This window comes from Streptococcus ovuberis (genome assembly GCF_012396585.1).
GTDB lineage: Bacteria > Bacillota > Bacilli > Lactobacillales > Streptococcaceae > Streptococcus > Streptococcus ovuberis.
Window position 1 is genome coordinate 1 of the sequence record NZ_JAAXPR010000028.1, and the last position, 26,562, is coordinate 26,562.

23 protein-coding genes, 9 tRNA genes, 1 rRNA gene and 2 pseudogenes are annotated in these 26,562 nt (G+C 42.8%); 31 read left to right on the forward strand and 4 right to left on the reverse strand.

Translation table 11 applies throughout. The annotated features are described in order from the left end of the window. Nucleotides 1-11: 11 nt before the first annotated feature. From rrf to recN, 17 genes are all read left to right on the forward strand, one after another. Nucleotides 12-127, forward strand: a 5S ribosomal RNA gene (gene rrf, locus HF992_RS10520). Between the two features lie 4 nt (nucleotides 128-131). After that, nucleotides 132-204, forward strand: a tRNA-Val gene (locus tag HF992_RS10525). Between the two features lie 19 nt (nucleotides 205-223). Continuing rightward, nucleotides 224-296 (forward strand) — tRNA-Asp (locus HF992_RS10530). A gap of 45 nt (nucleotides 297-341) precedes the next feature. Beyond that, a tRNA-Lys gene (locus HF992_RS10535) sits at nucleotides 342-414 on the forward strand. A 4-nt stretch (nucleotides 415-418) separates the two neighbouring features. Further along, nucleotides 419-500 (forward strand) — tRNA-Leu (locus tag HF992_RS10540). Nucleotides 501-510: 10 nt separating this feature from the next. Continuing rightward, nucleotides 511-583 (forward strand) — tRNA-Thr (locus HF992_RS10545). A 6-nt stretch (nucleotides 584-589) separates the two neighbouring features. Continuing rightward, a tRNA-Gly gene (locus HF992_RS10550) sits at nucleotides 590-661 on the forward strand. A 12-nt stretch (nucleotides 662-673) separates the two neighbouring features. Next, a tRNA-Leu gene (locus HF992_RS10555) sits at nucleotides 674-757 on the forward strand. 9 nt (nucleotides 758-766) lie between these two features. After that, nucleotides 767-840: transfer RNA gene (locus HF992_RS10560), tRNA-Arg, on the forward strand. Between the two features lie 5 nt (nucleotides 841-845). Beyond that, nucleotides 846-919 (forward strand) — tRNA-Pro (locus tag HF992_RS10565). 347 nt (nucleotides 920-1,266) lie between these two features. Then, nucleotides 1,267-1,926, forward strand: a complete 660-nt coding sequence (locus HF992_RS10570; protein WP_168549982.1) for a CBS domain-containing protein — start codon at nucleotides 1,267-1,269, stop codon at nucleotides 1,924-1,926. A 203-nt stretch (nucleotides 1,927-2,129) separates the two neighbouring features. Further along, a complete protein-coding gene (gene xseA / locus HF992_RS10575) occupies nucleotides 2,130-3,473 on the forward strand; it encodes an exodeoxyribonuclease VII large subunit (RefSeq protein ID WP_168549983.1) in 1,344 nt (447 codons plus the stop codon). Further along, nucleotides 3,448-3,666, forward strand: a complete 219-nt coding sequence (locus tag HF992_RS10580; protein ID WP_168549984.1) for an exodeoxyribonuclease VII small subunit — start codon at nucleotides 3,448-3,450, stop codon at nucleotides 3,664-3,666. Before xseA ends, HF992_RS10580 begins: the two co-directional genes overlap by 26 nt. Further along, entirely contained in the window at nucleotides 3,659-4,534 is an 876-nt protein-coding gene (locus tag HF992_RS10585; RefSeq protein ID WP_168550004.1) for a polyprenyl synthetase family protein, read from the forward strand. The genes HF992_RS10580 and HF992_RS10585 overlap by 8 nt, the downstream gene beginning before the upstream one ends. Beyond that, on the forward strand, nucleotides 4,527-5,345 hold the full coding sequence (locus tag HF992_RS10590; protein ID WP_168549985.1) for a TlyA family RNA methyltransferase: 819 nt from the start codon (nucleotides 4,527-4,529) through the stop codon (nucleotides 5,343-5,345). The genes HF992_RS10585 and HF992_RS10590 overlap by 8 nt, the downstream gene beginning before the upstream one ends. After that, nucleotides 5,338-5,766: an arginine repressor gene (locus HF992_RS10595; RefSeq protein ID WP_168549986.1), complete on the forward strand. Its 429-nt coding sequence runs from the start codon at nucleotides 5,338-5,340 to the stop codon at nucleotides 5,764-5,766. The genes HF992_RS10590 and HF992_RS10595 overlap by 8 nt, the downstream gene beginning before the upstream one ends. A gap of 1 nt (nucleotide 5,767) precedes the next feature. Next, nucleotides 5,768-7,432 (forward strand): DNA repair protein RecN, encoded by a 1,665-nt coding sequence (gene recN, locus HF992_RS10600; RefSeq protein WP_168549987.1) that lies wholly within the window; start codon nucleotides 5,768-5,770, stop codon nucleotides 7,430-7,432. Between the two features lie 253 nt (nucleotides 7,433-7,685). On the opposite strand, the pseudogene HF992_RS10605 reads toward recN, so the two are convergent. Continuing rightward, nucleotides 7,686-8,707, reverse strand: a pseudogene (locus HF992_RS10605) (IS3 family transposase). A gap of 157 nt (nucleotides 8,708-8,864) precedes the next feature. On the opposite strand from HF992_RS10605, the gene rpsU reads away from it, so the two are divergent. After that, a complete protein-coding gene (gene rpsU, locus HF992_RS10610; protein ID WP_027973330.1) occupies nucleotides 8,865-9,041 on the forward strand; it encodes a 30S ribosomal protein S21 in 177 nt (58 codons plus the stop codon). Nucleotides 9,042-9,276: 235 nt separating this feature from the next. On the opposite strand, the gene HF992_RS10615 is transcribed toward rpsU, so the two are convergent. Further along, entirely contained in the window at nucleotides 9,277-9,693 is a 417-nt protein-coding gene (locus HF992_RS10615) for a helix-turn-helix domain-containing protein (protein WP_168549988.1), read from the reverse strand. A gap of 122 nt (nucleotides 9,694-9,815) precedes the next feature. Next, the gene (gene mscL, locus HF992_RS10620) at nucleotides 9,816-10,190 is read right to left on the reverse strand and encodes a large conductance mechanosensitive channel protein MscL (protein WP_168549989.1); all 375 of its coding nucleotides are present in this window, start codon (nucleotides 10,188-10,190) and stop codon (nucleotides 9,816-9,818) included. Nucleotides 10,191-10,459: 269 nt separating this feature from the next. Between mscL and dnaG the strand changes: the two genes are divergently transcribed. From dnaG to HF992_RS10680, 12 genes are all read left to right on the forward strand, one after another. After that, nucleotides 10,460-12,238: a DNA primase gene (gene dnaG / locus HF992_RS10625; protein ID WP_168549990.1), complete on the forward strand. Its 1,779-nt coding sequence runs from the start codon at nucleotides 10,460-10,462 to the stop codon at nucleotides 12,236-12,238. A 4-nt stretch (nucleotides 12,239-12,242) separates the two neighbouring features. Then, on the forward strand, nucleotides 12,243-13,355 hold the full coding sequence (rpoD, locus tag HF992_RS10630; protein WP_168549991.1) for an RNA polymerase sigma factor RpoD: 1,113 nt from the start codon (nucleotides 12,243-12,245) through the stop codon (nucleotides 13,353-13,355). 520 nt (nucleotides 13,356-13,875) lie between these two features. Beyond that, nucleotides 13,876-14,352 carry a GNAT family N-acetyltransferase gene (locus HF992_RS12105; protein ID WP_168549992.1) on the forward strand — a complete coding sequence of 159 codons (477 nt, stop codon included), beginning with the start codon at nucleotides 13,876-13,878 and terminating at the stop codon, nucleotides 14,350-14,352. A gap of 14 nt (nucleotides 14,353-14,366) precedes the next feature. After that, complete coding sequence (locus HF992_RS10640; RefSeq protein ID WP_168549993.1) at nucleotides 14,367-14,690, forward strand: metal-sulfur cluster assembly factor; 324 nt, start codon at nucleotides 14,367-14,369, stop codon at nucleotides 14,688-14,690. 134 nt (nucleotides 14,691-14,824) lie between these two features. Further along, a complete protein-coding gene (locus HF992_RS10645) occupies nucleotides 14,825-15,733 on the forward strand; it encodes a LysR family transcriptional regulator (protein WP_168549994.1) in 909 nt (302 codons plus the stop codon). Further along, nucleotides 15,730-16,221: a signal peptidase II gene (gene lspA / locus HF992_RS10650; RefSeq protein WP_168549995.1), complete on the forward strand. Its 492-nt coding sequence runs from the start codon at nucleotides 15,730-15,732 to the stop codon at nucleotides 16,219-16,221. Before HF992_RS10645 ends, lspA begins: the two co-directional genes overlap by 4 nt. Then, nucleotides 16,181-17,074: an RluA family pseudouridine synthase gene (locus HF992_RS10655; protein ID WP_168549996.1), complete on the forward strand. Its 894-nt coding sequence runs from the start codon at nucleotides 16,181-16,183 to the stop codon at nucleotides 17,072-17,074. The genes lspA and HF992_RS10655 overlap by 41 nt, the downstream gene beginning before the upstream one ends. A 129-nt stretch (nucleotides 17,075-17,203) precedes the next feature. After that, nucleotides 17,204-17,701 carry a GAF domain-containing protein gene (locus HF992_RS10660; protein WP_168549997.1) on the forward strand — a complete coding sequence of 166 codons (498 nt, stop codon included), beginning with the start codon at nucleotides 17,204-17,206 and terminating at the stop codon, nucleotides 17,699-17,701. Further along, nucleotides 17,701-19,389 carry a DNA polymerase III subunit gamma/tau gene (gene dnaX / locus HF992_RS10665; RefSeq protein WP_168549998.1) on the forward strand — a complete coding sequence of 563 codons (1,689 nt, stop codon included), beginning with the start codon at nucleotides 17,701-17,703 and terminating at the stop codon, nucleotides 19,387-19,389. The genes HF992_RS10660 and dnaX overlap by 1 nt, the downstream gene beginning before the upstream one ends. Before the next feature lies 1 nt (nucleotide 19,390). Next, nucleotides 19,391-19,777 (forward strand): YwiB family protein, encoded by a 387-nt coding sequence (locus tag HF992_RS10670; RefSeq protein ID WP_168549999.1) that lies wholly within the window; start codon nucleotides 19,391-19,393, stop codon nucleotides 19,775-19,777. A 227-nt stretch (nucleotides 19,778-20,004) separates the two neighbouring features. Next, the gene (locus tag HF992_RS10675) at nucleotides 20,005-22,689 is read left to right on the forward strand and encodes a cation-translocating P-type ATPase (RefSeq protein ID WP_168550000.1); all 2,685 of its coding nucleotides are present in this window, start codon (nucleotides 20,005-20,007) and stop codon (nucleotides 22,687-22,689) included. A 67-nt stretch (nucleotides 22,690-22,756) separates the two neighbouring features. Beyond that, a complete protein-coding gene (locus HF992_RS10680) occupies nucleotides 22,757-23,548 on the forward strand; it encodes a DUF2785 domain-containing protein (protein WP_168550001.1) in 792 nt (263 codons plus the stop codon). Between the two features lie 465 nt (nucleotides 23,549-24,013). Here HF992_RS10680 and HF992_RS10685 read toward each other — a convergent pair. Further along, nucleotides 24,014-24,291: pseudogene (locus HF992_RS10685) on the reverse strand (helix-turn-helix domain-containing protein); the annotation flags it as partial. 269 nt (nucleotides 24,292-24,560) lie between these two features. Between HF992_RS10685 and HF992_RS10690 the strand changes: the two are divergent. After that, the coding region (locus tag HF992_RS10690; protein ID WP_168550003.1) for a MiiA motif-containing surface protein at nucleotides 24,561-26,562 on the forward strand (2,002 nt) is incomplete at its 3' end.

The following is a 26,562-nucleotide window of genomic DNA, read 5'->3' on the forward strand; positions in this document are numbered from 1 at the left end:
AATCAAAGAAGTTAAGCGACGATAGCCTAGGAGATACACCTGTACCCATGCCGAACACAGCAGTTAAGCCCTAGAACGCCTGAAGTAGTTGGGGGTTTCCCCCTGTGAGATAAGGGAGTTGCTTAGCGAAGGGGAGTTTAGCTCAGCTGGGAGAGCATCTGCCTTACAAGCAGAGGGTCAGCGGTTCGATCCCGTTAACTCCCATTATACTAGAGATAGTATAGGTCCCGTAGTGTAGCGGTTATCACGTCGCCCTGTCACGGCGAAGATCGCGGGTTCGATTCCCGTCGGGACCGTTCTAAGTTATTTTAAAGGATAATTTAGAGGAATTAAATAGATATGACTCGTTAGCTCAGTTGGTAGAGCAACTGACTTTTAATCAGTGGGTCACTGGTTCGAGTCCAGTACGGGTCATAGAGCGGATTTGGCGGAATTGGCAGACGCACCAGATTTAGGATCTGGCGCTTTCGGGCGTGGGGGTTCAAGTCCCTTAATCCGCATTAAAAATAGGCCGGCTTAGCTCAGTTGGTAGAGCATCTGATTTGTAATCAGAGGGTCGCGTGTTCAAGTCATGTAGCCGGCATAGGATGCGAACGTAGTTCAGTGGTAGAACACCACCTTGCCAAGGTGGGGGTCGCGGGTTCGAATCCCGTCGTTCGCTTTTAGAAGAGGCGCTGGGGTGGCGGAACTGGCAGACGCACAGGACTTAAAATCCTGCGGGGGCGACCCCGTACCGGTTCGATTCCGGTCCTCAGCATATTGAAGAGCACCCTTAGCTCAATTGGATAGAGTACCTGACTACGAATCAGGCGGTTAGAGGTTCGACTCCTCTAGGGTGCATAAAACGGGAAGTAGCTCAGCTTGGTAGAGTACTTGGTTTGGGACCAAGGGGTCGCAGGTTCGAATCCTGTCTTCCCGATTATTGGCGGTGTAGCTCAGCTGGCTAGAGCGTCCGGTTCATTTAATATTTATTTTAGAGAACTGAGTGTGTTCTCTTTTTTGATTCTTTGTCAACTGTAGTGGGTTGACCAATTTAACACCGAGAGAGGACAAAGTTTGTCTTCTCTCGTTTTATGGGTTCTTCTTTTTCTTTAGTGTAGAACACTTTATTCTTTTGTCTAGTTTAGTGTAACCGATTCACTGTCACTGCTTCTGAACGCTGGGTTGCTTCTTAGTTATTTGTAAAATTTTATGAAACGGTGGCAAAATATTTCTCAAAATGGTATACTAAAGGAAAATAAGGGAAAGTTCTATCAGGAGGTTCTTATGGCTGTTAAAGATTTTATGACCAAGAAAGTGGTGTATGTTAGCCCAGAGACGTCAATTGCTGCTGCGACAGACTTAATGCGTAAGCATAGCATCCATCGTTTGCCTGTCATTGAAAATGATAGGTTGGTTGGCCTAGTCACTGAAGGGACTATTGCTGAGGCCAGTCCTTCTAAAGCGACTAGCTTGTCTATTTATGAGATGAATTACCTGCTCAACAAGACCAAGGTTGGTCAGGTTATGATTAAGGATGTTGTGACGGTCTCTAAGTACGCTAGCTTAGAAGATGCGATTCACTTGATGTTGACCCATGGAATTGGTGTTTTGCCCGTTGTGGATGAGAAAGTCATCAGTGGTATTATCACAGATAAAGATGTTTTCAAGGCTTTTTTGAAGGTTTCAGGTTATGGGGAAGATGGTGTCCGTGTGCGCTTGCTGGCTGAAAATGGGATTGGAGTGCTAGAGCGGATCGTTCATCTTATTTCTGAAGAGAGCCTCAATATTTCTCATACAGTTAACATTCCTGGCTCTGATGGAAGGCAGATTGTTGAGGTTCAGATTGAGGGAGATTTTGATCTGGAACAGTTGAAAACGAAGTTTTTACAAGCCGGATTTGAGGTTGATGGCATTGTTAGGACATCTTCTAAAAAAATGCTGTAAAAGCGCTGTTTCGGAATTCATACCTAGGTCTAGATTGGATTATTGAAAAGTTCCCTGCTGGTCAGGGATTTTTGTTTAGATTTATTAGGAGTGTCAGCGTCTCTTGACTTGGAATTAAATGGGGCTTAGGGATAGCTTTCAGAAGTCAAACAGGCTTTTTTTTGGTATACTGAAAGAAGGAGTAAACAAGGAAAGAGGGATGTATGGTTGATTATTTAACGGTTTCTCACTTAACAAAATATTTGAAGCTGAAATTTGACCGTGATCCCTATTTGGCTAAGGTCTACCTGACAGGTCAGGTATCTAACTTTCGCAAGCGCCCTAATCATCAGTATTTTTCCATTAAGGACGAGGGAGCTGTTATACAGGCGACTATTTGGGGTGGAATTTATCAAAAACTAGGCTTTGAGCTGGAAGAAGGCATGAAAATCAATGTGATTGGCCGTGTTCAGTTATATGAGCCTAGTGGCTCTTATTCCATTGTGATTGAGAAAGCTGAACCAGATGGCATTGGTGCTTTGGCGATTCAGTTTGAGCAACTCAAGAAGCGTCTTGGTCAGGAAGGTCTGTTTAAGTCAGAGTGGAAACAGCCTTTACCACGTTTTGTAAATAAGATTGGTATCATTACCAGTCCTAGTGGAGCGGTTATTAAAGATATTATCACGACGGTTAGCAGACGCTTTCCAGGGGTTGAAATTCTTCTTTTTCCGACTAAGGTTCAGGGAGAGGGGGCTGTGGCGTCAATTGTTGACAATATCGTTCGCGCCAATAGCCGAAAAGATCTGGATCTCTTGATTGTGGGCCGTGGTGGTGGTTCCATTGAAGACCTTTGGGCTTTTAATGAGGAGGCCGTGGTTCGAGCCATTTTTGAATCGCGCCTGCCTGTGATTTCCTCTGTTGGCCATGAGACGGACACGACTTTGGCGGATTTTGTGGCAGATAGCAGAGCAGCAACACCGACAGCAGCAGCAGAGTTAGCTACTCCCATCACAAAGATGGACCTTATCAATCATTTGCGCCAGCAGGAAAGCAGAGTTTACACTGCCTGCTTCAATCGTTTACGATTTAAGGAAGAACGATTAGTCAAATTAACCCAATCGATTATTTTCAGGCAACCAGAACGCCTCTATGATGGCTATTTACAGAAATGTGATTACCTAACAGAAAAACTCCAGCAGGTCATAGAGCGACGTTATCAAGAAGCGCAAAAACGAGTTCAATTCCTTCAGCAAGGCTTAAATGGAAAAAGTCTGCTTCAGCGGTTGCAAAATAATCAAGAACGTCTTGGTCAGCAAAAGCGTCTTTTGAGGAGCAATATGGCCAATCTTTACGATAGTAAGGTTCTCAAGGCAGAAAAATTAACCGAGGCTATGATGCTCCTAGATACCAGTCGAATTATAGCTAGGGGGTATGCCGTGGTTTACCACGAAGGTAAGGTCTTAGAAAGTGCTCAAAATTTGAAAACAGGACAGGCAGCGACTATCCACATGCGAGATGGTCAGGTAGAAGTAGAGGTAAAAAATGTCGAAATCCAAAAAAACATTTGAAGAAAATTTAGCAGAACTTGAGACAATTGTCCAACGCTTAGAGTCAGGTGATATTGCTTTGGAAGAAGCTTTATCCGAATTTCAAAAAGGGATGATGCTGTCAAAGGAACTTCAGGCTACTTTAGCTAAGGCTGAGGAAACCTTGGTCAAGGTCATGCAAGAAGATGGCACTGAGACAGAATTTCATGGATAAGACGATGTATCTAGCAAAGATTGAAACAGCTATGGCGCAATATTACCTAGAAGCTGGTATTTCCAAGCGCTTGGAGGAGGCGATTACTTACTCGTTTCAGGCAGGTGGCAAGCGGATTCGGCCAAGGTTGTTTCTGGAAACAGTCCAAGCTTTTGGAGTTGCCTTACGCGACTCCCATTATCAGGTAGCTGCTAGTCTAGAAATGGTTCATACTGGGAGCCTGATTCATGATGATCTTCCAGCTATGGATAATGATGATTACCGTCGAGGTCGTTTGACGAACCATAAGCAATTTGATGAAGCGACAGCTATTCTAGCAGGCGACAGCCTTTTTTTGGATCCCTTTGGCTTGTTAGCTCGGACAGATTTTTCTCCAGCTATCCAGATTCAATTGGTCAAAGAATTATCGGATGCGTCTGGGACACTTGGCATGGTAGCAGGGCAGATGTTAGATATGTCTTCAGAAGGTCAAGAGATTTCGTTAGAGCAGTTGCAGGTTATTCATGCCAATAAGACCGGATGCCTTCTGACATTTCCTTTTGTGGCAGCAGGGCTGGTGGCAGAAGTATCAGACCCGATCTGTGACGCACTGCGCCAGCTAGGCCAGCTGGTTGGTTTGGCTTTCCAGGTTCGAGATGATATTTTGGATCTGACAGCGGATTTCGAGGCATTGGGGAAGACACCACAGAAGGATTTAGTGGCACAAAAATCAACCTACCCAGCATTGTTGGGTTTGTCTGAATCAAGACTCTTTTTAGAGGAGACCTTGGATAAGGCACTCACCGTCATTCATCAAATTGGCGACCAGGTGCCTTTTCAAAGCCAATCATTAAAGTCAATCATAGAAGGGCTGAGATTAGATGACTAAGGAAAGAGTTGATGTATTAGCTTATCGTCAAGGGTTATTTGAAACACGTGAGCAGGCTAAGCGGGCTGTTATGGCAGGGCTTGTGGTAGCCAGTCACAATGGGGAACGTTACGATAAACCTGGTGAAAAAATTGAGGATAGCATTGAACTGAAACTTAAAGGTGAAAAATTAAAATATGTTAGCCGTGGTGGTCTCAAACTGGAAAAGGCTTTGGCAACTTTTGGGATTGATCTGGATGGACAACTGACGTTAGACATTGGAGCATCGACCGGTGGCTTTACTGATGTCATGCTTCAAGCGGGTGCTCAAATGGTTTATGCGGTTGATGTTGGAACCAACCAGTTGGCCTGGAAACTGCGGCAAGATCCTAGAGTTATCAGTATGGAGCAGTTCAATTTCCGCTATGCGACAAGACAGGATTTTTCCAAGGGCCAGCCTAGTTTTGCTTCAATTGATGTCAGTTTTATTTCCCTAAGCTTGATTTTGCCAGCTTTGAGAGAGGTCTTAGCAGACAATGGGCAAGTGGTTGCCTTGATCAAACCTCAGTTTGAAGCAGGACGTGAACAGATTGGGAAGAATGGGATTGTAAAGGATAAGGTTGTCCACCTGGCTGTTCTTGAAAAGGTGACGAATTTCATGTTGGAGCAGGGATTTACCGTAAAAAACCTTGATTTTTCACCAATTCAAGGCGGGCATGGCAATATTGAATATTTGGCACATTTGCAAAAGACAAATCGAGTTGAGAATCTTTATCAAGAAGAGTTAAAGGATCTGGTCGCCAGATCCCATAAGGAGTTTAAGGATGAATAAAAAAGAACGTTTGCAACTGATTAGTGATATGGTTAGCCGCTACCCAATCGACACTCAGGAGGAAATTGTCAGCCGCTTGCTTCAGGCGGGATTAAAGGCGACACAGGCAACCGTTTCTAGGGACATTAAAACCTTGGGCATTGTCAAAATTCCTAGTGAGCATGGCTATATTTATGGCCTCCCAAATGGGCATGGTAAGACTAACCGCCTGAAGTTGCGCTATATTTTGTCTTGCAAGCGTCAGGATCAGATGATTCATATTGATGTAGAGCCAGGGACGATGGCTGTTGTGAAGCGTCAACTTTTAGATAGGCTAAAAGACGCTATCTTTAGTCTCGTGGGAGATGACGATAGCCTGTTAATGGTTTTAAAAGCAGGTGAGAATGCTCAGGAGATTCTCCGACAAATTGAGGAACTGTAAGATGTTACTAGCGCTTTCTATTAAAAATTTTGCGATTATTGAGCAGATTTCACTGGATTTTCAGACTGGTATGACCGTCTTGACAGGAGAAACAGGCGCGGGCAAATCTATCATTATTGATGCGATGAATATGATGCTTGGTGCAAGAGCAACAACGGAAGCCATTCGACATGGGGCGGATAAGGCAGAAATTGAGGGCTTCTTTTCCGTAGAGGAGGCTTCTGAAATCGCAGATATCCTTGAGGAGCAAGGGATAGAAGTAGGGCAGGAGCTGATTATTCGTCGAGAAATTTTTCACAACGGTCGGAGTGTTAGCCGCATTAATGGCCAGATGGTCAATTTATCTGTTTTGAAAGCAGTCGGTTATCACTTAGTAGATATTCATGGTCAGCATGATCAAGAAGAGCTGATGCGTCCTCAGCATCATATTGGCCTGTTAGACCAATTTGGAACAGCAAGTTTCAAAAACTTGAAACTCACCTACCAAGAGACCTTCGAACAGTATCGACACCTGCGTCAACAAGTGATTGCTAAGCAAAAAAATGAACAGGAAAACAAGGCACGTTTGGAAATGCTTCGTTTTCAATTGTCGGAAATTGAGGCGGCTGAGTTGATGGCTGGTGAAGATCTAGCCCTGATGCAAGAGCGTGACCGACTGCTCAATCACAAAATGATCGCGGATACCTTGACGAATGCCCATACCATGTTAGCTGATGAAGAATTGGCGACCTTGGATCATTTGCGCTCTGCTATGAATGATTTACAGAGTTTGGAAGAGTTTGAGACAGACTATCAGCAGTTGGCTAATCAGGTGGCAGAAGCTTATTACAGTCTGGATGATGTAGCCAAGCGTTTGGATGGGATTTTGGATCACTTGGATTTTGATGGCAATCGCTTTATGCAGGTTGAAGCGCGTTTGGATCTGTTGAGTAGTATCAGCCGGAAATACGGTGGCAGTGTTGATGATGTTCTGGCTTATTTTCAGCAGATTAGTCATGAATACCAATTACTGACAGGTGAATTTCCTGATCAAGGACAAGCAGAGCATGCTTTGAAAGAACTTGAAAAAGAATTGGTTAGTCAGGCTAAGGCTTTGAGCGATGCTCGTCATTTCCTCGCCCAACAGCTGGAAGACGATATCAAGCAGGAACTCAAAGAGCTTTATATGGAGAAGGCCGATTTTCAGGTGCAATTTACCAAAGCAAAATTCAGTAAATCGGGCAATGAGCAGGTGGAGTTTTATATTTCAACCAACCCTGGTGAAGGTTTTAAACCACTGGTTAAAGTCGCTTCTGGCGGGGAATTGTCCCGCTTAATGTTAGCCATTAAGGCAGCTTTTTCGCGTCAGGAAAACAAGACGTCTATCGTTTTTGATGAAGTAGATACTGGAGTTTCAGGGCGCGTGGCCCAAGCTATCGCTCAAAAAATCCATAAGATTGGTCAAGCAGGACAGGTGCTGGCTATCTCTCACCTGCCGCAAGTTATTGCTATTGCGGACTATCAGTTTTTTATCGAGAAGCAATCTAGCGATACAAGTACCGTATCAACTGTTCGTTTACTGGCTCAGGAAGAACGTGTCGAAGAAATTGCCAAGATGCTGGCTGGTCAGGATGTCACAGAGACAGCTAGACAACAGGCTAGAGAACTGTTAGCAAGTTCTCAATAGGGCTAGTTTAGCAGTTGATAATTGGGAGAACGTGTCTATAGCGAAATTTAGAATCTTTTTTACTTGTTGATAAAGGAAAAACTCTTAGAGGTGACTGATTACCAGTATTTCGGCTCTTTTTCTACCATTTGTCAAGTCTATCAAGGTATTTGACACGCCGTACGCATGAAAATTTTCTCTTCATCCTTTTGTGCCCTGACATCACTTTTGAAAAGGTAACACTTTTCTGTACAATTTTTATAAAGTGTTTTGGTTAAGCGATGATTCGCCTAGCCATGGGTGTTTGATAATTGAGACTGCTGTGAATGCGGTTATGATTCCACCAGTGGACATAGTCCTTAGTTTTAAGAATTAGTTCTTCAAGTGAATGAAAGGTTTCTTGGTTGATAAACTCCAGTTTAAAGGAGCGATAGGTGCTCTCGGCGACGGCATTGTCATAAGGGCAACCAGCTTGACTAAGAGAACGGGTTATCCCAAAGGCCGCTAGCATCTCATCAATTAGCTGATGATCAAACTCCTTTCCACGATCCGAGTGGAAGAGATTGACCTTGGTCAGGCGTAAGGAATACTTTGAATAGCTTGTTTGACGAGTGCTGCTGTCTTCTGCCAACACGGACATAAGTTAAGTCTGTTACAATGGCTTCCAGTGGCTTTTCTTGGTTGAATTGTTTGGCTAAGAGATTTGGAATCGGAGCGTCGTTCTTCCCTTTAGAACGAGGCTTGAAGGCGGCTTTCTGGTAAGCAGAGACCAAATTCAATCGCTTCATGATGCGACGACGAGACACCAGCATACCTTGCGTTTCTAAGCATTTCTTGATTTTTCGTGCACCATATCTGGATTGGCTCTCAAGGAAAATTTGTTTCACCTTCTCTTCAAGCTCCGCTTCAGATACAGGTTCTACGGTTTTGTAATAATAGCTAGAACGCGGGATGTTTAAGCAACGGCACATGGCCACAATGTTGTATTTATCTTTATTAGCGGTGATTACTTCCCTTTTTGCGCCATAACACCTGTGCTTGCTTTAAGATATCAACCTGCATCTCAAACTCTTTGTTTCGTTTTCTGAGGGCAATCAGCTCGCGCTGTTCAGCAGTAAGATGATCAACGGTCTTAAATGATCCAGTTGTTTTGGATTGTTTCACCCACTTATCGAAGGTTGATGGGGTTAGCTCATATTCTCTGATGAGCTCACGATGCTTTTTCCCTGCTTGGTAAAGGTCAACGGTTTGTTTTTTGAAATCATCCGTGAAGTGACGATGTGGTTTTCTAGACATAAAGGATTCCTCGTTTCTTTAGTTCAGTGTAGAACACTTTATAATTTTTGTCTAGTTTAGTGTAACCTATTCAAAAAATAATGTAAAAGACTTGACAATTTGACAAAAGTCTAGTAACATAATAAGGTAATCTTTGAAATGGAAGGGAGTGAAAATAATGTCAAAAACAGTTGTACGCAAGAATGAATCACTTGACGATGCCCTTCGTCGTTTCAAACGTGCTGTGACTAAAGCTGGTACTCTTCAAGAGGCTCGTAAACGCGAGCATTATGAAAAACCTTCTGTAAAACGTAAGCGTAAATCAGAAGCAGCTCGCAAGCGTAAGAAATTTTAAAAATAAAAAGACGGCTGTAGGCTTTTCAGATGAAAGAAAAAGTCCTTAGAACTTAGTTTCTAGGGGCTTTTCAGTGTCGTTAAGGGCATCATCAATAATCCGAAAAACGATCTGCGAGGTGACCTACCTTTGACAAATGTGGGGAGGACTATACTTGGAAATCTTTTACCTTATATAAGCTAACACTAAATGAAAAATAAAATCTAAGTAAGTTGTAGCTATCGAGTCAATATGTTTAAGTGATACAGCAATCCAAAAAGGTTTGAAGAGGACAGGATGTTAAGGTTTTGAATTTAAAATAAGCATGAATGATTTCTGGACAAGGCAGTGTGCTCTTTTGAGGCTCAAAGTAAGGGAGAAGGTAACCCTCAAAAAATTTTTTTAGTCGGAATAACCATAGACTCTTTTTGAGGGAACTGAAGAGATTGTTAAAAAAGTGTTGCCTTTTCAACTCTGAATTGTAATTGGTCCAGGTTCGACTTTCCTTGAGACCTTCTACACCTGAGTATTGGTATTTTCTAATCCAACTCTTGATAGTTGTCTTAGCCACGCCATAAGAGCTGACTAGGGTTGAAATGGATACCCCCTGTTCTAGATACAGCAAGACAAGTTCTAACTTTTCTTCGACTGATTTTGGACTTCTTCTGGACATATGAAAACTCCCTCTATAGTTTCTAGTGAATTCTTATTTTTTCACTGTCCACTATAGGGGGAGTATATCATTGGAAGAGATGTTCGTTTTATTTATTTTAGCTTAAGCAATAATAGATATGATTAGCCTTGTTGTTTTTCAAGTAAAGCCTTGATATCAGCCAAGAGTTCCACTTCAGTTGGGCCAAGAACATCTTCCACGATAGTTTCTTCTTTTTTAACAGTTGCCTGAGCTTTCTCAAGTCCTTTAATCATTAAGAACAAAGAAGTACCAATAATTAAGAAGTTTACAATAGCGTTGATGAATTTACCAATAGCAATTGAGCCTATCATGATACCAGAAAAATCAGGTTGGCCAATCGCCATACCAATAAGAGGTGTGATGATATCTTTAACCAATGAAGTAACAATAGCTCCAAAAGCTCCACCGATAATCACTGCAACCGCTAAATCAACAATGTTTCCACGCATTAAAAATGCCTTGAGTTCTTTTAACATAAAAATACTCCTTTTAAAAAATATTAACTTGATTATTGTATCTCAGTCTTAAGACCTAGTCAAGTGATTTGCATTAGTTTTTCACTTCTAGCTGTAACAGGACTATTTGGTAGAAGTCTGAGATGAATTGGCTGAAGCAATCAATAAGACTAGCTACCGGGGCAGGTCAAGGCTAACTTGCAAGATTTTGGTTTTACTTTTTCTGAAAATCATGCTATGATGGTGTATGGTATAATTTGCCTTTAGTCTGCGCAAAAGGGGGTGGCAATATGATTGATAAAGACTTGGTTAATGACATTAAGCAAGCGGTCAACATTGTGGATGTCATCGGTGAGGTGGTCAGTTTGACTAAGGCTGGGCGAAATTATCTTGGATTATGCCCCTTTCATGGAGAGAAAACCCCTTCCTTTAATGTGGTTGAAGACAAGCAGTTTTATCACTGTTTTGGCTGCGGGAAGTCAGGGGATGTGTTTCGCTTTATCCAAGATTACCAAGATTTGACCTTTTTAGATAGTGTAGCGGTGGTGGCTGAGAAGGCTGGAATTATTCTTGAGCGTCCACAGGCTGTCCAAACCCCAAAACAAGCCAGTCCTCATCAGGCGCTTTATGACATTCATGAGGCAGCAGCGGATTTCTATCATCGGATTTTGATGACGACTAAGTTGGGAGAGAAGGCCAGAGCCTATCTCTATCAGCGTGGGGTGACAGATGAGGTCATCAGTCACTTTCGTTTAGGGCTTTCTCCTAAGGAAGGAGACTACCTTTTTCAACGGTTATCTAAAGAATTTGATGAAGAGACCTTACTGAATTCTGCTCTTTTTAATCCGACAGAATCGGATAAAATCTATGATGCCTTTCAGAATCGGATCATGTTCCCTTTAGCGGACGAATATGGGCGGATTATTGCTTTTTCTGGGCGGATTTGGACCAGTGATGATAGTAGTGAAAATCAAGCGAAGTATAAGAATAGTCGGTCCAGCCCTATTTTTAATAAGAGCTATGAGCTCTATCACTTAGATCGTGCTCAAGTATCCATTAGAAAGCAGAGTGAAGTTTATCTAATGGAAGGCTTTATGGACGTTATTGCTGCCTATCGATCGGGGATCGAAAATGCGGTAGCTTCCATGGGAACAGCCTTGACACCGGAGCATGTTAGGCACTTGAGCCGTTTTACCAAGAAGGTCGTTCTGGTTTACGATGGGGACAAGGCTGGTCAGGCGGCGACGGCTAAAGCACTTGAGGTGTTGGATGAATTTGCGGTGGACATTGTGCGTTTGCCAGATCAGATGGATCCGGATGAGTTCATTCAAAAGGAATCAGGAGAAGCACTAAAAACCTTTTTGCAGAACCAGCGTATCAGTCCAGTTGAATTTCTCATTTATTATTTGAAACCTGAGAATCTGGAAAACCTACAGGCTCAGATAGGTTTTGTGGAGCAGATGGCGGGAATTATTGCGAAAACACCTTCGATTACTGCTCAAAACACCTATATTCATAAATTAGCCGAGTTGCTACCGGATTTTGATTATTTGCAAGTCGAGCAGACGGTAAACCGTTTTAGGATCAACAGGCGTCAAGAAAATACCCTTAAACATAACACACCTTCCCAGCTTCTTGTCAATGAATTGCCCTATGAGAGAGGTGTCTCCACCTTGCAGAGAGCAGAAAATCAGCTCTTTCACCGTATGGTTCACCACAATTATGTCTTGAATGATTACCGTTCACGGGTTGATTTTTTCTTTGATTCCAAAGAATTACAAACTCTTTATGAGCTTCTCTGTGAGCAAGGAAGCCTGTCACCTTTTGAACTCAACCAGTTAGACGAGCCGCTGCAAAATGCTTGGTATAGAGCCATGGAGGAATCTCTGCCAGAGGAAGTTGGCGCCAATGAATTGGCGGAGATTGAGCGCACTCGGGAACGAGAATTTTTAAAACGGGATAACCGTCAGAAAGCTCAATCTATTAGAGAGTATGCCAACTCAGGTGACGACCTTGCTGCTTTAGACCAATTAACTAGGCTTATTGCCCAAAAAAGAATTATGGAGTAAATGCATGTCAGAAACTACAAAAAAAGAAGTCACAACGTTTGACGTTCAAGTCGCTGAATATATCCGTAGCCGCAAGCAGGCAGGAAATGCAGTAGATGACGATATCAATGAGAAATTAGTCATTCCTTTTGGTCTAGAGGCTGAAGCGATTGATAATCTTCTGCAACGCATTCAAGATGCTGGGATTTCAATCGTTGATAAAGAAGGAAATCCCTCTGCTCGCGTGATGCAAAATGAAGAAGAAGTAGAGCTCTCTGACGAGGAACTTTTAGGAAGTAACTCTGCCAAGGTGAATGATCCCGTGCGGATGTATCTCAAAGAGATTGGTGTTGTTCCCCTTTTGACCAATGAAGAGGAACAAGAACTTGCTCTAGCCGTTGAAGCAGGTGATGTAGAAGCAAAACAGCGTTTGGCAGAAGCTAACTTGCGTTTGGTTGTTTCCATTGCTAAGCGCTATGTTGGCCGTGGCATGCAATTTTTGGATCTGATCCAAGAAGGAAATATGGGGCTCATGAAAGCCGTTGATAAGTTTGATTATTCAAAAGGCTTCAAATTCTCAACCTATGCAACTTGGTGGATTCGTCAGGCCATTACTCGAGCCATTGCAGACCAGGCCCGCACCATTCGGATTCCTGTTCACATGGTGGAAACGATTAATAAATTGGTTCGTGAGCAACGGAACCTCTTGCAAGAACTGGGCCAAGATCCGACCCCAGAACAAATTGCTGAGCGGATGGATATGACGCCAGATAAGGTGCGTGAAATCTTAAAAATCGCTCAAGAACCTGTGTCACTAGAAACACCTATTGGTGAAGAAGATGATAGTCATTTGGGCGATTTCATTGAGGATGAAGTGATTGAGAGCCCAGAAGAATACACCACTCGCATCGTCTTGCGCGAGCAATTGGATGAGGTTCTGGATACCTTGACTGATCGAGAAGAAAACGTCTTGCGCCTACGATTTGGACTTGACGATGGTAAGATGCGTACGCTGGAGGATGTGGGCAAGGTCTTTAATGTTACCCGCGAGCGTATTCGTCAAATTGAAGCTAAAGCTCTTCGGAAGCTCCGCCACCCATCTCGCAGTAAGCCACTCAGAGATTTTATGGAAGACTAGAGGCTGGGACAAAAGTCCTAACCTCTCAAGTGGTTTTTATTTTTCAAGCAAGGCGCAGTGGTTGAGTGGGCTCTAATTCCCTGATTTTATCAGCTTTTACAGCCCTAACAAATGAGGGAAATATCTTTCCCAAATTTCCAACCTCAAACAGTCACTTCCCTGACTGTTTGAGCTATGCGGAGGTGGGAGTGAAATAGTCCAGTGGACTGTTTCAGCCCGAACTTAGAAATGAAAGAGTGAGGGAAAATCGAATTCTTACGAATTACCGATTTTTGTCCCAGCCTCTAACTGTCCGCCCAGAAGTCCGAAAGCTGTAAGAACTCGATGGAATGTTTTACCGAACCGCATGAATTTCAAAATGTGGCAGGTAATGTCCACTGCTTTAATCGCCCATCAAGAAAACATGAGCGAAAAAGGAAGGCAGGTTGGTAAGATTAACTGAAAAACGGTCGGCATCGTATAGGTTGTGTCAGCGCTACTCCTACAGGTCGGACAGTTTAAGGTTTAAGGAGGGTATACAGTGGTAAGCATAAGCCCTATGCAGGTAGGTGATATTCCCCAAAAAGCTGCGATTCAATTAGCGATTTTTAAAGAGACCTATCGGGATCTGGTTGCTGATGATTATCTAAACGCCCTTAGTTTGCCTCAACTTATGGAGCGTACCAGGGATAAATTAGAGACTGAAACAACTTTTTTGGCCTGGATGAATCAGGAACTGATTGGTTTTATCACTTGTCGCCAAGTTTCGGTTGACGAGGGGGAGATTTCAGCTATCGGTGTGTTAGCGTCATACCAGAAACAGGGGATTGGGTCCTTATTGCTAGAGACAGGGAGAAAGCACTTGTCAAACTGTTCAAGAATTTTTCTCTGGGTTTTGGTAGACAATAACCGGGCGATTGCTTTTTATAACAATCAAGGCTTTGCACTGAGTGGCAAGCAAAAAATACTAACAATGGGCAAGCCATTGCTAGCTGAGGAAATGGTTAAGACAAGTTAGAAGAGGAAGAGGAAATGGTTTACACTGACCAAGAGATAGAAGACATCAAAACACGTATTTTACAGGCTTTAGAAGAGGTCATTGACCCAGAGTTGGGGATTGATATTATTAATCTTGGTCTGGTCTATGAGATTCGCTTCGACCAAGGGAAGACGGAAATTGATATGACGCTGACCACGATGGGATGCCCTTTAGCAGATCTTTTGACTGATCAGATTTATGACGTGGTTGGGAATCTTCCAGAAGTGACCGAAGTTGATGTACGTCTGGTTTGGTCTCCAGCTTGGACAGTTGACAAGATGAGCCGCTACGCTCGTATCGCTCTAGGCATTCATTAAGATATGTTGAGTCTAAGGGCTGTCCTTGGACTTTCTTTGATAGAGAACTTTTTGAGGGCTTGCTAGAATCATCTGGACTGAAGAAATTATTCGGGTGTTAAGCCTAGAATGTCGACAATCAATGGAGAAAAATGATGAATATTCAACAATTACGCTACGTAGTAGCGATTGCTAATAGTGGGACATTCCGAGAAGCAGCTGAGAAAATGTTTATCAGCCAGCCTAGTCTATCAATCTCAGTACGGGATTTAGAGGAAGAATTGGGATTTAAGGTCTTCAATAGAACCAGTTCGGGGACTGTTCTGACTCAGAGAGGAATGGTTTTCTATGAGAAGGCACTGGAATTGGTCAAAGGATTTGATAGTTTTGAAAGTCAGTACCTGCATTCTGAAGATGAAAAAGAAGAATTTTCCATCTCAAGCCAGCACTATGATTTCTTGCCCCCTCTAATGGTTGAATTTACGATGACCTATCCTGAACACTGCAATCTGAGAATTTTTGAATCAACAACGGTTCAAATTTTGGATGAGGTTGCTCAAGGCTTTAGTGAGCTTGGGATTATCTATCTCAACAAGACCAATGTCAAAGGGATTACTCAAAAACTGAATAAACTAGAACTTGAAATTATTGATTTGATTGATTTTAAGACGCATATTTATCTTAGAAAAGGGCATCCTCTTGCAGAACGAGAACTACTGGAATTAGACGATTTAAAGGGACTTCCAACGGTTCGTTTCACTCAGGAGAAAGAAGAATACCTCTACTATTCGGAGAATTTCTTTGACACCAGCGATTCGTGTACAACCTTTAATGTCACAGACCGAGCGACCTTGAATGGTATTTTGGAACGGACAGATGCCTATGCCACTGGCTCGGGCTTTTTAGACAGCGAAAGTGTTCATGGGATCACCGTTATCCCAGTCAATGATGGTCAAGAAAACCGCATGGTCTACGTCAAGCGAAAAGATCAGGAACTATCGCAAGTTGCTGAGAAATTCGTCGGTGTCATGCAAGCCTATTTTGATAAGAAGAGGTCAGAATGAAAAAAATAATCCTTCCTGCAATTATTGGGCTTCTAATCGCTTTGGACCAGTGGGTCAAATTCTATGTCTTAGAGACTATTGCTTTGGGTGAAACCAAGTCCTTTATCCCAAGTATCTTAAGCCTGACTTACTTACAGAATTACGGTGCAGCTTTTTCCATTTTACAGAACCAACAGTGGTTCTTTATCTTAGTGACGGTAGTAATCATAGTGACAGCCATCCGCTATCTGATCAAGCATCGAGACGATAGTTGGCTTTTGGTCCTGAGTCTAGTGTTGATTATTTCAGGTGGGCTTGGCAATTTTATAGACCGCTTGCGACTTGGTTATGTGGTGGACATGTTTCAGACAGAATTTATGGATTTTGCGGTTTTCAATGTAGCTGATAGCTATCTGACTGTCGGTGTCGTCTTGCTTTTTAGTTATATGATGTTTTTTGAGGAGAAGAATGGAGTTAATCATCAAAACAGGAGGCGTTCGTCTCGATAAGGCTCTGGCTGAAGAGTCAAATTTGTCTCGAAGTGTGGCTAATGAACAAATCAAAGCTGGTCAGGTCTTTGTCAATGGCCAAGCTAAGAAGGCCAAGTATGTGGTCCAAACGGGAGATCGCATCACTTATCAGGAGCTATTGGTAGAAGAAGTAGCCTATGTCCCTGAAAATATTCCCTTGGAGATTGTTTACCAAGACCAAGATATTGCAGTGATTAATAAGCCACAAGGTATGGTAGTACATCCCTCGGCTGGGCATGCGAGCGGGACCTTGGTCAATGCTCTGTTGTACCATATCAAGGACCTTTCAGGGATAAATGGGGTTTTGCGTCCAGGTATTGTTCATCGGATTGATAAGGACACTTCCGGTCTTTTGATGATTGCAAAGAACGATGCAGCTCATTTGGCGTTGGCGCAGGAGCTTAAAGAACAGAAGTCTTTGCGGAAGTATATAGCTCTTGTGCACGGAAACCTTCCTAAGGATCGTGGGATTATTGAGGCCCCGATCGGCCGTTCCGAAAAAGATCGCAAGAAACAGGCCGTTACAGCCAAAGGGAAGCCAGCAGTTACTCGTTTTCAAGTTTTGGAACGATTTGGGGCTTACACTCTTGTTGAATTAACTCTGGAGACAGGACGGACGCATCAAATCCGTGTCCACATGGCCTATATTGGTCATCCTGTGGCTGGAGATCCTGCTTATGGTCCAAAGAAGACTTTAGCAGGTAAAGGGCAGTTTTTACATGCTCAGACACTTGGGTTTACCCATCCAAGGACTGGAGAAATCATGACTTTTAGCGCACCTTTACCAGCCATTTTTGAAGAGCGATTGAGTGAATTGAAGAATAAACGTTGAGCGGTTGTAGCTTACGTCATCTTCTTTTCAGCTACATCACCAAACCGATTAGCGAGGCTAGTCGGTTTTGTCTATTAAGTAGACCCGTATCTGGTGCGTTAATCTCTTAATTTATGGTATAATAAGGACATGAAAGATTCAGAAAAATATGTACATTATGATTTGCTGTTGTTACAATTAGAAGCCCTGCTTGAAGACGAAACGAATCCTTTGTCCAATCTCTCCAATGCTTCGGCACTGCTAAAACAGGCTTTGCCACGGTCTGTTTTTGCAGGTTTTTATTTGTTTGATGGAAAAGAACTGATTTTAGGGCCTTTTCAAGGAGGAGTTTCCTGTGTCCATATTCCTTTGGGGAAGGGGGTCTGCGGGGAATCAGCGCTTAAACGTGAGACCTTGGTTGTTGATGATGTTACAATCCATCCCAATTATATTGCTTGTGATGCGGCTGCCATGAGTGAGATTGTTATTCCCATGGTCAAGGATGGTTATCTATTGGGGGTTCTAGATTTGGATTCTGCTTTCAAGGCTGATTATGATGCCATTGATCGAGACTATTTGGAACGGTTTGTTACCCTTTTAGTGGATAAAACGGTCTGGGACTTTAAAATGTTTGGGGAGAAAGCTTAATGTATCAAGCCCTATATCGGAAATACCGTAGCCAATCGTTTGGGGAAATGGTTGGACAGGAAGTTGTCGCTACCACACTTAAACAGGCAGTAGCTTCTGGGAAAATTAGTCATGCCTATCTCTTTTCAGGGCCTAGGGGGACAGGGAAAACCAGTGCAGCTAAGATCTTTGCTAAGGCCATGAATTGCCCCAATCAAGTAGATGGTGAGCCTTGTAATAGTTGCCATATCTGTCAGCAAATTACGCAAGGGAGTTTAGAAGATGTCATCGAGATTGATGCAGCTTCCAACAATGGCGTTGATGAAATCCGAGATATCCGGGATAAATCCACCTATGCCCCGAGTTTGGCTGAGTATAAGGTTTATATCATTGATGAAGTTCACATGTTGTCCACAGGGGCTTTCAATGCGCTCTTAAAAACGCTTGAAGAACCCACCTCCCATGTAGTCTTTATCTTAGCAACGACAGAACTCCATAAGATTCCTGCGACTATTTTGTCGCGTGTCCAACGCTTTGAATTTAAGGCCATCCAGACCAATGCTATCCAAAATCATCTGGCACAGGTCTTACAAGAGGAGCAGGTTTCTTATGACAATGAGGCTCTGGCCATGATTGCAAGACGTGCAGAAGGTGGGATGCGTGATGCTCTTTCCATTTTGGATCAGGCGCTTAGTCTGTCTGCGGGGGAGACGGTTGATTTGGCAACGGTTGAAGAAATCACTGGTTCTATCTCCCTCCTAGCCTTGGATAACTATGTGGCTGCAATCCTAGCTCAAGATAGTCAGACAGCTCTAGAACAGTTGCAAACAATTTTCGAGGCTGGTAAGAGCATGAGCCGCTTTGCAGTGGATTTATTGACCTATTTGCGGGACATGTTGCTGGCTAAATCTGGTGTGGAGCAGACCCGAGTGTCTGATGTATTTAAGGCCAACCTTTTAGCTGAGACAGAACAAATTTTCCAATGGATTGACCAAGTAACGTTAGGTTTGAGTAATATCAAGGCAAGTGCTCAGCCTAAGATTTATGCAGAAGTCATGACGATTCGCTTGACGGAACCGACAGCCTCGGTAACTGGTCTACCGCCGTCTATTTTAGCTGAAATGGCTAGTTTACAAGAGCAAGTGAAGACCTTGCAAGACCAGTTGAAAAAAGGCCTGGTGGCACCAGCTAAACCCAGTCAATCGGGCCAACGAAATAATCCAGCTGCGAATTCAAAACGAGGGTATCAGGTAGACCGTGCCAAGGTCAATCGAATTCTGGAGGAAGCTGTTGACACCCCTCAATTGGCTCGTGAAAATCTGACGCGTCTGCAAAATGCCTGGGGAGAGGTTATTGAGCATTTGTCGGGAGCGGACCGAGCCCTTCTGACAGGTTCCCAGCCGGTTGCGGCTAATGAAAATCATGCCATTTTGTCGTTTGAATCGCGTTTTAACGCTGAGCAAACCATGAAGAGGGATAACCTCAACCTCATGTTCGGCAATATTCTCAGTCAAGCTGCTGGTTTCTCACCAGAAATCTTAGCCATCGCCCACGAAGATTGGCTGGAAATCAGACGGGATTTTTCGGCGAGGGCAAAAGGAGAGAAGAAGGAAGAGCTAGCAGTCCCTGAACAAGTACAAGAGCAGGCATCTATCATTCCAGAATCCCTTGCCTTCTTAGCAGATGCCTTAGAAATAAAGGAAGATTGAGATGAAGATTAGACTAAGAAATGAAATCCAGCTAGACCAGGAAATGGAAGTGATTTGTCAAGAATTTGATGTCCGAGTCCAAGAAAAAAATGGGCAGCTTTATCTCATGTTTCAAAATGAAGAAGGTGAAAAAGTTATTATCAAATGTGATGAAGCAGAGTTGACTATGACGCGGTTTTCAAATCCTAAGACGGTAATGCGCTTTGTTAAGCACCAGGAAGCAATTCTTGTCTTGCCGACACCGATGGGATTGCAGCATTTTGTGACGGTTACTAAAGCTTATCAATTGAATCGAGCTCAAGGAGTTCTCCAGTTTGTCTATGATTTAAAACCTTTAGAGAGCGACCAACTCTTTGCGTCTTATGAGATGAGGATTGAGTGGGGCTAGTTGGTGAAGCTTTATTAAACTCTCTGTACAAAATACGGAGATAAGGAGTTGAACTTGCATTTTTGCCTTAAAATGATATAATAGTATACATCTCAAGGGAGTAGCTAGCGGTTTCAACGCGGTGTTGTCGTCATTTCGAATTTTTTCCGGCAATACCTTAAATAGCGAGACTTGTTTTAATTAAACAGGTCTCTTTTCTTTTGAAGAGAGGCTAGAAGGAGTACATTTTGTCAAAAGAACAAAAGCGTCAAGCGTATTATACGCAAACGGAAGAAGCAGTGTTGAGCAGTCTTGAGACCAGCAAAAAAGGTCTAACTAGCCAACAAGCTTCAGAACGCCTTGCGGCATATGGCCGCAACGAGTTGGATGAAGGGGAAAAGCGCACCCTCTTCCAAAAATTCCTTGATCAGTTTAAGGATTTGATGATTCTCATTCTCTTGGCTGCAGCAGCTTTATCGGTGATTACTGAAGGGACGCATGGCTTAACAGATGCGATCATTATTTTGTTGGTTGTTGTGCTTAATGCAGCTTTTGGGGTTTATCAGGAAGGACAAGCTGAGGTAGCTATTGAAGCTCTTAAGTCAATGTCTAGTCCGCTTGCGCGTGTTCGCCGTGACGGTCACGTTAAGGAAGTTGACTCGAAGGAATTAGTACCAGGTGACATTATCATGCTTGAAGCTGGTGATGTGGTACCAGCGGATATGCGTCTGCTAGAGGCTGCTTCATTAAAGATTGAAGAATCGGCCCTTACTGGAGAATCTGTTCCAGTTGAAAAGGATTTGGCGGTTGAGCTGGCAGAAGATGCGGGTATTGGAGACCGTGTCAACATGGCCTACCAAAACTCAAATGTTACTTATGGACGTGGGATTGGAGTGGTCACCAACACGGGGATGTTTACAGAAGTTGGCCATATTGCTAGCATGTTGGCTAATGCCGATGAGTCTGATACACCGCTCAAGCAGAACCTTCATCAGTTATCTAAAGTTTTGACCTATGCTGTTCTTGTGATTGCAGCCATTACTTTCATAGTTTCTGTCTTTATCCGTAAAGAAGCGCCATTGAACTCTCTGATGACAGCAGTGGCCCTTGCGGTAGCAGCCATTCCAGAAGGCCTTCCTGCCGTAGTCACGATTGTTCTTTCTATGGGGACTCAAGTTCTTGCCAAGCGTAATTCTATTGTCCGCAAGCTCCCAGCTGTAGAAACTTTAGGATCGACTGAAATCATTGCTTCAGATAAGACTGGTACGTTGACCATGAACCAGATGACTGTAGAGAAGGTTTATTACAACGGTCAACTCTTTGATGCAGCGGATGATATCGCTGATGAAAACATGGTTCTTCGTGTCATGAACTTTGCCAACGACACCAAGGTTGATGCTTCTGGTAAGCTGATTGGCGATCCGACGGAAACTGCGCTTGTGCAATTTGGATTTGACCATGCCTTTGATGTCCGTGATGCTTTGAAGATGGAACCGCGAGTAGCAGAGTTACCATTTGATTCAGACCGTAAGCTTATGTCAACCATTCACAAGCTGTCAGATGGAAAATTCTTGGTAGCTGTTAAGGGAGCACCGGATCAGTTACTGAAACGTGTGGCTTTTATTGATGATAATGGAACCGTTCGTCCAATCACAGAAGACGATAAGACAAAAATTCTTGCGACCAATAAGTCCTTGGCTAAGGAAGCTCTTCGTGTCCTCATGATGGCCTATAAGTATGAAGAAGTTGTGCCAGTGCTTGAAACAGAAGTAGTGGAACATAATCTGGTCTTTGCTGGCTTAGTCGGGATGATTGATCCGGAACGTCCAGAAGCGGCAGAAGCCGTTCGTGTTGCTAAGGAAGCTGGAATCCGCCCAATCATGATTACGGGTGACCACCAAGATACAGCAGAAGCCATTGCTAAACGGCTTGGTATCATTGACCCAAATGACACAGAAGACCATGTCTTTACTGGTGCTGAACTCAATGAATTAACCGACGAAGAATTCCAAAAAGTCTTTAAACAGTACTCTGTCTACGCGCGTGTATCACCGGAGCATAAGGTGCGTATCGTTAAGGCATGGCAGAATGAAGGTAAGATCGTTGCCATGACGGGTGATGGCGTCAATGATGCACCATCTCTCAAGACAGCTGATATCGGTATCGGCATGGGGATCACAGGTACGGAAGTATCGAAAGGGGCTTCTGATATGGTCCTTGCAGATGACAATTTTGCAACGATCATTGTGGCCGTTGAAGAAGGACGTAAGGTCTTCTCGAATATCCAAAAAACAGTTCAATACTTGCTCTCAGCTAACACTGCCGAAGTGCTCTGTATCTTCCTTGCAACCCTCTTTGGTTGGGATGTGTTAGAGCCAGTTCATTTGCTCTGGATTAACTTAGTTACGGATACCCTCCCAGCTATTGCTCTCGGTATGGAGCCTGCTGAACCAGGTGTCATGAAGCATAAACCTCGTGGTCGAAATTCAAGTTTCTTCTCAGGTGGGGTTTTAAGTGCCGTTATCTATCAAGGGATCTTCCAAGCTGCCTTGGTACTTGGTGTTTATGGCTTTGCCATTGCTAACCCGGTTCATACAAGTTATGCAGAAGTTCATGCAGATGCCTTAACTATGGCTTATGCGACCTTGGGACTCATTCAGCTGGTGCATGCCTTTAATGTTAAGTCAGTTTATCAGTCAGTCTTCACAGTCGGTCCGTTTAGGAACAAAACCTTTAACTTGGCGATTCTTGGCTCTTTAGTCCTCTTAGTAGCGACCTTGGTCATTCCGTTCTTGGAGGAAATCTTCCATGTCACTCACCTTGACTTATCGCAATGGGCAGTAGTGATTATCGGAAGTTTGGGTATGTTTGTACTGGTTGAAATCGTCAAATTTATCCAACGTGCCGTTGGTGCAGATGAAAAAGCAATCTAGTGCACCATTTATGGTATACTAAAACTCAGGTCTAGTGCTTGAGTTTTTTTGATAGGAGGATAGATTATTGCTAGAAAGATTGCGAAATAAATTACAGGACAATGAGACTTACTATAGTCGAGAAGAGGTAGACTGGCTTTTGGCCCACATTGGGGATCCGGATCCAGCAATTCGGGATGACTTGGTCTACCAAACTTGGTGTCAGGCTATTGGCCAAGGCTTTTTAAGGCAGGAAGACTATCACTATCTGGTTAGGTGGTGCTTAGAGGAGAACTCTCTCTTTGATACCATAGAAAAAAGTGGATTGCCAACGTTGAGACGATCTTTTACAGCTCTCTTACAGGTTATTCTCTTATGGGCTGATGATGAGAAAGAGTCTCGTTATCACCATTTAATGACGGATGATGAGCGCCAGACCTTCTTTACCATGGCTATAGATTACTTAACATTAGAAAAGGATGACAGAGCCTATGTAGAAAATGTGGGTTGGGTTCATGCGATTGCCCATGGAGCAGATTTGCTGGTTCAGGCTTCTAGTCATTCAGACTTTCCATCTAGTGCTTATGGAAAGCTCTTGCCTCTGATAGAAAACATTTTTCTAGAGCGAGAGCGTCGGTTCAGAGGAGATGAAGAGTTGCGCTTGGCCCCTCTGGTCTTTGCCAACGTTTTAACGGAAAAACTCCGTTTAAGAGAAGTCACGCATTGGTTGGATCATCTTAATTGGCCTCGGGAGACGGAAGTAGATTGGGACAGGTATTTTTCGTTTAGATATTTTTTGCTTAATGTTTACCTTGAACTGGATCGTGCAGGAGTCTTGACTGATCAGACCAAAGTAAGTTTTTATCGCTTGATGGATTAGCCTAGCGGTATTTAAAAAATGACTAAATTTCCCAAGAAATTTAGTCATTTTACTGTTACGGTCTCTACACGTTAAACACTTGTAAGTAATAGGCACAAATAATCGTAACCGCCCAATAACAGAGTATATTGAAAAAGTTCCAAAATCTTAACTGACTTTGGAACTTTTTTGCTTGCAGTTGCGTTGAATGGTTTCGTTCCATGGTAAATAAGCTTTTAGCGCCTCCTTTTTTGCGGCGTCTCTTCATTAGGGAAGTGTTTTAGAAGGTAAGTCATATATTTCTCTGCATTAAGTCCGTGTCGCTTTGGTGTTTCCAAAAGTCTCAAAATAATAGCATAATAGCTGTCGACTTGGCTTCCTCAGAACTCTGAGAGAGCACCTCATTTTTACGCCCATAACCAAAGTTTTCATAGCTCTTTATGGTATTTTGGTGGATAGAACTAAATTACTGTCCGAGTAGCGCTAGTCACTTTCTTTAGCCAATAGTTCACAGAAATGGACGATATTAGGGTTTTGCTTGCCATAGTTTTGCTATTTAGTAATGACTAACTCCTTGTTTTTGGGGGCATGGCATGGGTTGTTTTTTTGCATCTATTGCCATGGACAAGGGCTATCTTACCTAATTCTTTATAAGCCTTTAGCAAGCGATTGATTTGCCTTTTACTTAGACCGAGTTCCACACAGGCTCTAATTTTCTGTTTCTTTCCTTCACAAACAGCTTTGATGACTAAGTATTTTTTGATTCTGTCATGGTTAATTCTACTTTCCACATCTTTCTAGTGTAACAGATAGGACATTTTTACCTTCTACCTAATTAAAACATTATCACTTTCAAATGATAAAAAAACTTAGGAAAAACCTAAATATTAGTTGACAAAATATATAGGGCGGGGTATAATAGCGATCGGGTTCTTTTTTATGAAAAGTTTATTGTGACAGTTTTTACGATAACTATGTGCTCTGCAATTTTATGATTTAGTGCCCGATATTAAAGAAAGGTCAATTAAATCATATGCGAAAATTTAATTGGTATAATTTGAAACAACGCTTTTCACTCCGCAAATATCACTTTGGTGTGGCATCAATTCTTTTAGGAACAGCTATTATTTTTGGAAGTGCTACTACTGCTCAAGCGACGGAACTATCACCTACTACCCCTACTAACGCAGTAGCTTTAGATGGTTCTTTGCAGGCCGATGTTACATCATCAGATGTGATTCCTGATTCTACCCCTGTTCTCAGAGAAGCGGTTAGAGCATTGGTTTCAGATACTTTTTCGCCAAAAGTTGGGGAAAAAGTGGCTGTAAAAGATTTGGCCAATATTTCAAGTGAAGAGAAGGTAGCGATTGAACAAGCGATTCGCCTTGCTAATCCAGATTTACCTGACAAGTCAACAATTCTTGTTGCGAATGATGGTTCTGCCACTTTAACTTATGAAGACAGTTCAACAGATACGCTTTCAGCTAGCGAACTAGTCTATCAAGAACCGGTAGAAGCATCCTCTAAACCAATTCGTCAAACAGGTATTACGTATAAAGTGACTTACACGGATGCTGAAAGTGGCAAACAGATTTTTTCTCAAAACAAGTCTGAAGCTATCGAGACTACGGAAGATATTGCTTCCAAGGAAGTGACAGTAACGGCAGACTTTAATCAGCCAGCACTTGCTAAATACAAGCTTGCAGATGACCAAGAATCTAGTATCACAAAAGAACTTCGTGAAAAGAGTTCGTCTAAAGAACGTATCTTTGACTTTAAAGTTGTGGAAAATACAGAAATCACATCGGTTCGTCTACCAGAAGGAGCATCTTTCAGGAGTGTTTCGGCACCTATAGTAACAAGATACGATGAGAAAGATGGAAAAGCGCAATTTACAGTTGAAGGTGTGATTGATGGCGGAGATGCAAGTGAGCATAATAATAATATCATTCGCTCAATTAACTATTCTTATGATAGTATGACAAATCAAACAACTTGGCTTGTCAATATTATTCCATCTGTATCTGGTGACTCACAACTTGGATATGTGGTCGCGAGCAATAGCCGAATCATAAGTGTTGAGAACACTAATGAAACAGGGAAATATGGAAAGAAATCAGATCCAGTTGATATTTCTGGCTTGCCGTTTGGAGGAATGCCAAACTACACCTATAAAAAAGCAGAGCGAATCGGTTATACACATATCACCGGTGGTATTCCAGACTCTTCAGTCTTGAAAGTGGTGACAGAAGGAGAGCCTAATACATTCTATATTCGGACTTCAACGGCTTTGGTACCTTTAACTTTAGAAAATAACCTCAAGAGTGAAGACCCTAAAGTAGTAAAAACTCGTTATGATGAAACCTCTCGTGTCCAGATTCCAATTCCTAAAGAGCAGATTGACAAACTGATTGAGGACACAAAGAAAGAGATTGAGAAAGAAAACGACAAAACGCCTCCTGCTCCACCAACCTTGACAGAGCAAAACGGTTCAGTCACAGTTACACCACCAAAAGATGAGGATACTAAAACAGTTGAGATTACCTATACTCCAGAGGGGCAACAACCCCCAATCACATCAACAGTGACTAAAGGAGACAATGGCCAATGGACAACTCCTGATCAAAATCTCACAGTTGATCCAAACACAGGTAAGGTTACAATTCCAGCTGACAAGATCAAAGATGGAACCGTGGTTACTGCTGTCGCCAAAGATAAGGTTGGTAACGTATCTCCAGAAGCTACAGTGACTGTTCCGGATAAACCAAAAACACCACAAGCAGACCTTATCACTCCTAAAGATCCAGAAAAAACTCCAGTAGTTGATAAGACAAACTTGACAGAAGAAGAAAAAGGTAAGGTTTCTGAAGCTGTTAAAAAAGCTAACCCTGACTTCCCAGCTAGCACTACAGTTGAGGTTGGTAACGATGGTACAGTCACTGTCACTTATCCAGATAAATCAAAAGATACGATTACGTCAGATAAGACTGTAACTCAGATTCCGATGGCAGACCGTATCACTCCTAAAGATCCAG

What these genes read in the sequence shown, in the direction of transcription:
- dnaX (WP_168549998.1), top strand. Translation starts at nt 17,701, where the DNA reads ATGTATCAAGCCCTATATCGGAAATACCGTAGCCAATCGTTTGGGGAA.
- HF992_RS10585 (WP_168550004.1), top strand. Translation starts at nt 3,659, where the DNA reads ATGGATAAGACGATGTATCTAGCAAAGATTGAAACAGCTATGGCGCAA.
- xseA (WP_168549983.1), top strand. Translation starts at nt 2,130, where the DNA reads ATGGTTGATTATTTAACGGTTTCTCACTTAACAAAATATTTGAAGCTG.
- HF992_RS10660 (WP_168549997.1), top strand. Translation starts at nt 17,204, where the DNA reads ATGAAAGATTCAGAAAAATATGTACATTATGATTTGCTGTTGTTACAA.
- HF992_RS10670 (WP_168549999.1), top strand. Translation starts at nt 19,391, where the DNA reads ATGAAGATTAGACTAAGAAATGAAATCCAGCTAGACCAGGAAATGGAA.
- mscL (WP_168549989.1), bottom strand. Translation starts at nt 10,190, where the DNA reads ATGTTAAAAGAACTCAAGGCATTTTTAATGCGTGGAAACATTGTTGAT.
- HF992_RS10595 (WP_168549986.1), top strand. Translation starts at nt 5,338, where the DNA reads ATGAATAAAAAAGAACGTTTGCAACTGATTAGTGATATGGTTAGCCGC.
- HF992_RS10570 (WP_168549982.1), top strand. Translation starts at nt 1,267, where the DNA reads ATGGCTGTTAAAGATTTTATGACCAAGAAAGTGGTGTATGTTAGCCCA.
- dnaG (WP_168549990.1), top strand. Translation starts at nt 10,460, where the DNA reads ATGATTGATAAAGACTTGGTTAATGACATTAAGCAAGCGGTCAACATT.
- HF992_RS10655 (WP_168549996.1), top strand. Translation starts at nt 16,181, where the DNA reads ATGGAGTTAATCATCAAAACAGGAGGCGTTCGTCTCGATAAGGCTCTG.
- recN (WP_168549987.1), top strand. Translation starts at nt 5,768, where the DNA reads ATGTTACTAGCGCTTTCTATTAAAAATTTTGCGATTATTGAGCAGATT.
- lspA (WP_168549995.1), top strand. Translation starts at nt 15,730, where the DNA reads ATGAAAAAAATAATCCTTCCTGCAATTATTGGGCTTCTAATCGCTTTG.
- HF992_RS10645 (WP_168549994.1), top strand. Translation starts at nt 14,825, where the DNA reads ATGAATATTCAACAATTACGCTACGTAGTAGCGATTGCTAATAGTGGG.
- rpoD (WP_168549991.1), top strand. Translation starts at nt 12,243, where the DNA reads ATGTCAGAAACTACAAAAAAAGAAGTCACAACGTTTGACGTTCAAGTC.
- HF992_RS10615 (WP_168549988.1), bottom strand. Translation starts at nt 9,693, where the DNA reads ATGTCCAGAAGAAGTCCAAAATCAGTCGAAGAAAAGTTAGAACTTGTC.
- HF992_RS10590 (WP_168549985.1), top strand. Translation starts at nt 4,527, where the DNA reads ATGACTAAGGAAAGAGTTGATGTATTAGCTTATCGTCAAGGGTTATTT.
- HF992_RS10580 (WP_168549984.1), top strand. Translation starts at nt 3,448, where the DNA reads ATGTCGAAATCCAAAAAAACATTTGAAGAAAATTTAGCAGAACTTGAG.
- HF992_RS10640 (WP_168549993.1), top strand. Translation starts at nt 14,367, where the DNA reads ATGGTTTACACTGACCAAGAGATAGAAGACATCAAAACACGTATTTTA.
- rpsU (WP_027973330.1), top strand. Translation starts at nt 8,865, where the DNA reads ATGTCAAAAACAGTTGTACGCAAGAATGAATCACTTGACGATGCCCTT.